The sequence below is a fragment of the Kitasatospora sp. NPDC057518 genome, assembly GCF_042802075.1.
In the GTDB taxonomy this organism is placed as follows: domain Bacteria; phylum Actinomycetota; class Actinomycetes; order Streptomycetales; family Streptomycetaceae; genus Kitasatospora.
In genome coordinates this window covers 1-2989 of sequence record NZ_JBHVEU010000683.1, presented here as the reverse complement: position 1 = coordinate 2989, position 2989 = coordinate 1, and the positions used below count along the sequence as shown (strand labels likewise).

The 2989-nt window shown below is 75.5% G+C and carries 5 protein-coding genes; 1 reads left to right on the top strand and 4 read right to left on the bottom strand.

Annotation, left to right across the window (positions count from 1 at the left end):
• The 4 genes from ACFU7Z_RS38295 to ACFU7Z_RS38280 form a co-directional block, all read right to left on the bottom strand.
• Nucleotides 1-833, bottom strand: an 833-nt coding sequence (locus ACFU7Z_RS38295) for a hypothetical protein (RefSeq protein WP_380782733.1), incomplete at its 3' end; no start/stop codon positions are given.
• A 45-nt stretch (nt 834-878) separates the two neighbouring features.
• Nucleotides 879-1163 carry a DUF427 domain-containing protein gene (locus ACFU7Z_RS38290; RefSeq protein WP_380782731.1) on the bottom strand — a complete coding sequence of 95 codons (285 nt, stop codon included), beginning with the start codon at nt 1161-1163 and terminating at the stop codon, nt 879-881.
• A gap of 68 nt (nt 1164-1231) precedes the next feature.
• Complete coding sequence (locus ACFU7Z_RS38285; RefSeq protein WP_049659098.1) at nt 1232-1468, bottom strand: DUF6296 family protein; 237 nt, start codon at nt 1466-1468, stop codon at nt 1232-1234.
• A gap of 15 nt (nt 1469-1483) precedes the next feature.
• Nucleotides 1484-1729, bottom strand: coding sequence for a DUF2277 domain-containing protein (locus tag ACFU7Z_RS38280; protein ID WP_117486559.1), 246 nt, complete (start codon nt 1727-1729; stop codon nt 1484-1486).
• A gap of 199 nt (nt 1730-1928) precedes the next feature.
• Between ACFU7Z_RS38280 and ACFU7Z_RS38275 the strand changes: the two genes are divergently transcribed.
• The coding region (locus ACFU7Z_RS38275) for an MFS transporter (protein WP_380782729.1) at nt 1929-2989 on the top strand (1061 nt) is incomplete at its 3' end.

Below are 2989 nucleotides of genomic sequence, written 5' to 3'. Positions count from 1 at the left end.
TCGCCGGCCAGCCGGCGGGTGTCGCGGCGGTTCATGGTGGCGCCTATGCCGGCGCCGACCAGCAGCGGCGTCACCGCCGGCAGGTGGCGCAGCGAGCTGCGGGTCAGCCGGCGGCGGACCTGCTGGCGCACCTCCGAGCCGATCGCCAGCGCGGCGAAGCCGGCCGGGCGCACCAGCAGGCCCGCGTCGATCCCGCGGCGGTTGGCCCAGGCGCCGAGGTAGGCGCCGGCCCGCTGGGTGGCGGTGCCCCGCGCCGGGGTGCCGTAGACCTCGTGCAGCTCGGCGATCAGCTTGATCTCCACGGCCGCGACCGCGAGCGTCTCGGCCGCGATCTCCAGCGGCATCGCGGGCGGCACCGGCAGCATCGCCGCCGCGCCGACGCCCGCGCCGAGCGCTCCGGAGGCCCGGACGGCGCCGGTGACCAGCAGGTCGGCCAGCTGCTCCGGAAAGGCCGCGTCGGGGTGCTGCGCCCGCAGGGTGGCCAGGTCGCGCACCGGGATCCGCGGCGCGGTCCGCACCAGCTGGTCGGTCAGCGCCTTGCCGCCGAACGCGGCGCCCTTGGCCGCTCCCCTGGCCGCCCCCTTGGCGGCGACCCGGCCGCCGTGGCCGAGCAGCCGGGCGGTGTGCAGGACCACGGCCCGGCCGCGGCCGCGCTGCCTCGCCGCGTACGCGGTGACCGGGCCCCGGCCGACGGGCTGCTCGGACTCCTCGACCAGTTCGGCGAGCCGCTCGCCCAGGTCGGGCTCGGCCGGGGCGGGCCCGCTCGGGTCGGGCTCGGCCGGGGCGGATCCGGGACGCGGCCGGAAGCGGTCCGGCCTGCGGAAGACTGCCATGGGCTCCGGTACCCCTTTCGCGAGGACGGCACGGCCCGGGGCCGCCTACTCGGCGACCACCACCCCGCGCCAGAAGGCCACCCGGCCGCGCACGTGCTCGGCCTCGGGCTTCGGGTCGGTGTAGTACCAGACGGCGTCCGGGTTGGTCCGCCCGTCCACCTCCAGGCTGTAGTAGCCGGCGGTGCCCTTCCAACCGCACACCGTGGTGGTCTCCGAGGGGCGCAGGTACTCGGTGCGCACCGCTTCGGCCGGGAAGTAGTGGTTGCCCTCGACGACGACGGTGTCGTCGCTCTCGGCGATGACGACGCCCCGCCAACTCGCTGTGGTCATACCGCGATTGTGCCCGACGGACGGAATCCGCGCCGGGGTTCCGAGTGCCCGCCCAGGGTTCCGGGCGGTCAGGGCAGCGGGTGGGCGTGCACCGGCAGGTGCGGGCTCTGGTGGCCGCCGCTGGCGAGGATCCGGACCTCGCCGGCGTCGCTGATCTCCGCCCGGACGATGCCGCTCTCGTCCTCGTACACCGGGTGGCCGCCCGGACCGGTCGCGTCGGTGCGGGTGACCACCACGACGTCCTGCGGGGCCTGGGTGCCCGGGGTGCCGGGGAAGGTGAGGGCGTAACGCTCGGCGTGGCTCATCACAGCTGCTCCTGCCTACCCGGCGGCCTCGGCCGGCACGGCGGCCCGGGCGTGCGGGCCGCGGACCTCCAGCTCGGCGAGCAGCCGGGCGGTGGCCTCCGCGACGGCGTCCACCGCCCGGTCGAAGGCCTCCCGGTTGTGCGCCGCGGGGGCGCGGAACCCGGACACCTTGCGGACGTACTGGAGGGCTGCGGCGTGGAAGTCCTCCTCGTCGGCGTCGGGCGTGACGGGAGGTCGCAGCGTCTTGATGTTGCGGCACATGCTCCCAGTCTCGCGCGCGGGAGCCGCGTCGGCGACCCCCTTTCGTCAGCCGGCGACGCCCTTTCGTCACACGCACCTCACGGCGCCGTCATCCGGCCGGATTAGGATTTCGGACGAACGAATTCATCCCGCCGTCCTTCCCGCCTTCATCCCGCCGCGCGCTTCCCCGGTCCGTCGGCATCACTCCGGAGTCACCCCCTTGCCTCTCGCGCTGCTCGCGCTGGCCGTCACCGCGTTCGCCATCGGAACCACCGAATTCGCCGCCATGGGGCTGCTCCCCCAGGTCGCGGACAGTCTCCACGTCTCCATCCCGCAGGCGGGCTGGCTGATCTCCGCGTACGCGCTGGGGGTGGTGGTCGGCGCGCCGCTGCTGACCGCGCTGGCCGCCGGACGGCCGCGCAAGGCGGTGCTGGTGGCGCTGGCCGCACTGTTCGCGACCGGCAACCTGCTGTGCGCGGTGGCCCCGGACTTCTGGACGCTGGCCGCCGCTCGGCTGATCACCGGGCTGCCGCACGGCGCCTTCTTCGGAGCGGGCGCGGTGGCGGCGGCCGAGCTGGTCGCGCCGGACCGGCGGGCCCGGGCGGTGGCCGTGATGTTCTCCGGACTGACCGTCGCCAACATCGTCGGCGTCCCGGCCGCGACCCTGCTCGGCCAGCACCTGGGCTGGCGGGCGACCATGCTGGTGGTCGTGCTGATCGCGGCCGCCGGAACGGTCGCCATCGCCCGGCTGGTGCCCGCGCTCCCCTCCTCCGGCCAGTCCGGGCTCCGGCACGAGCTGCGGGCCTTCCGCAGCGGCCAGCTCTGGCTGGCGCTGGCCACCGTGGTGTTCGGCTGCGGCGGCTTCTTCGCCTGCTACAGCTACATCGCGCCGCTGCTCACCGAGGTCTCCGGGTACGCGACCGGCTCGGTGACCCTGGTGCTGGCGCTGTTCGGGGTCGGCATGACGATCGGCAACGTGCTGGGCGGCTTCGCCGCCGACCGGGCGCTGCGCCCCACCGTCTGCGCGGCCTTCGTGCTGCTCTCCGCCACCCTGGCGCTGTTCGCGCTGACCGCGCACGCCCGCTGGTCGGCGGCCGTCACGGTGGTGCTGATCGGGCTGTTCGGTTTCGCGATCGTGCCGGCCGTGCAGACCCTGGTGCTCCAGAAGGCGCGCAGCGCGCCGACCCTCGCCTCGGCGACCGTCCAGGGCGCCTTCAACCTGGCCAACGCCCAGGGCGCGTACTTCGGCGGGCTGGCGCTGGACGCCGGGCTCGGCTGGAC

Coding starts and splice junctions, on each gene's coding strand:
- ACFU7Z_RS38285 (WP_049659098.1), bottom strand. CDS start 1,468: ATGAGCCACGCCGAGCGTTACGCCCTCACCTTCCCCGGCACCCCGGGC.
- ACFU7Z_RS38280 (WP_117486559.1), bottom strand. CDS start 1,729: ATGTGCCGCAACATCAAGACGCTGCGACCTCCCGTCACGCCCGACGCC.
- ACFU7Z_RS38290 (WP_380782731.1), bottom strand. CDS start 1,163: ATGACCACAGCGAGTTGGCGGGGCGTCGTCATCGCCGAGAGCGACGAC.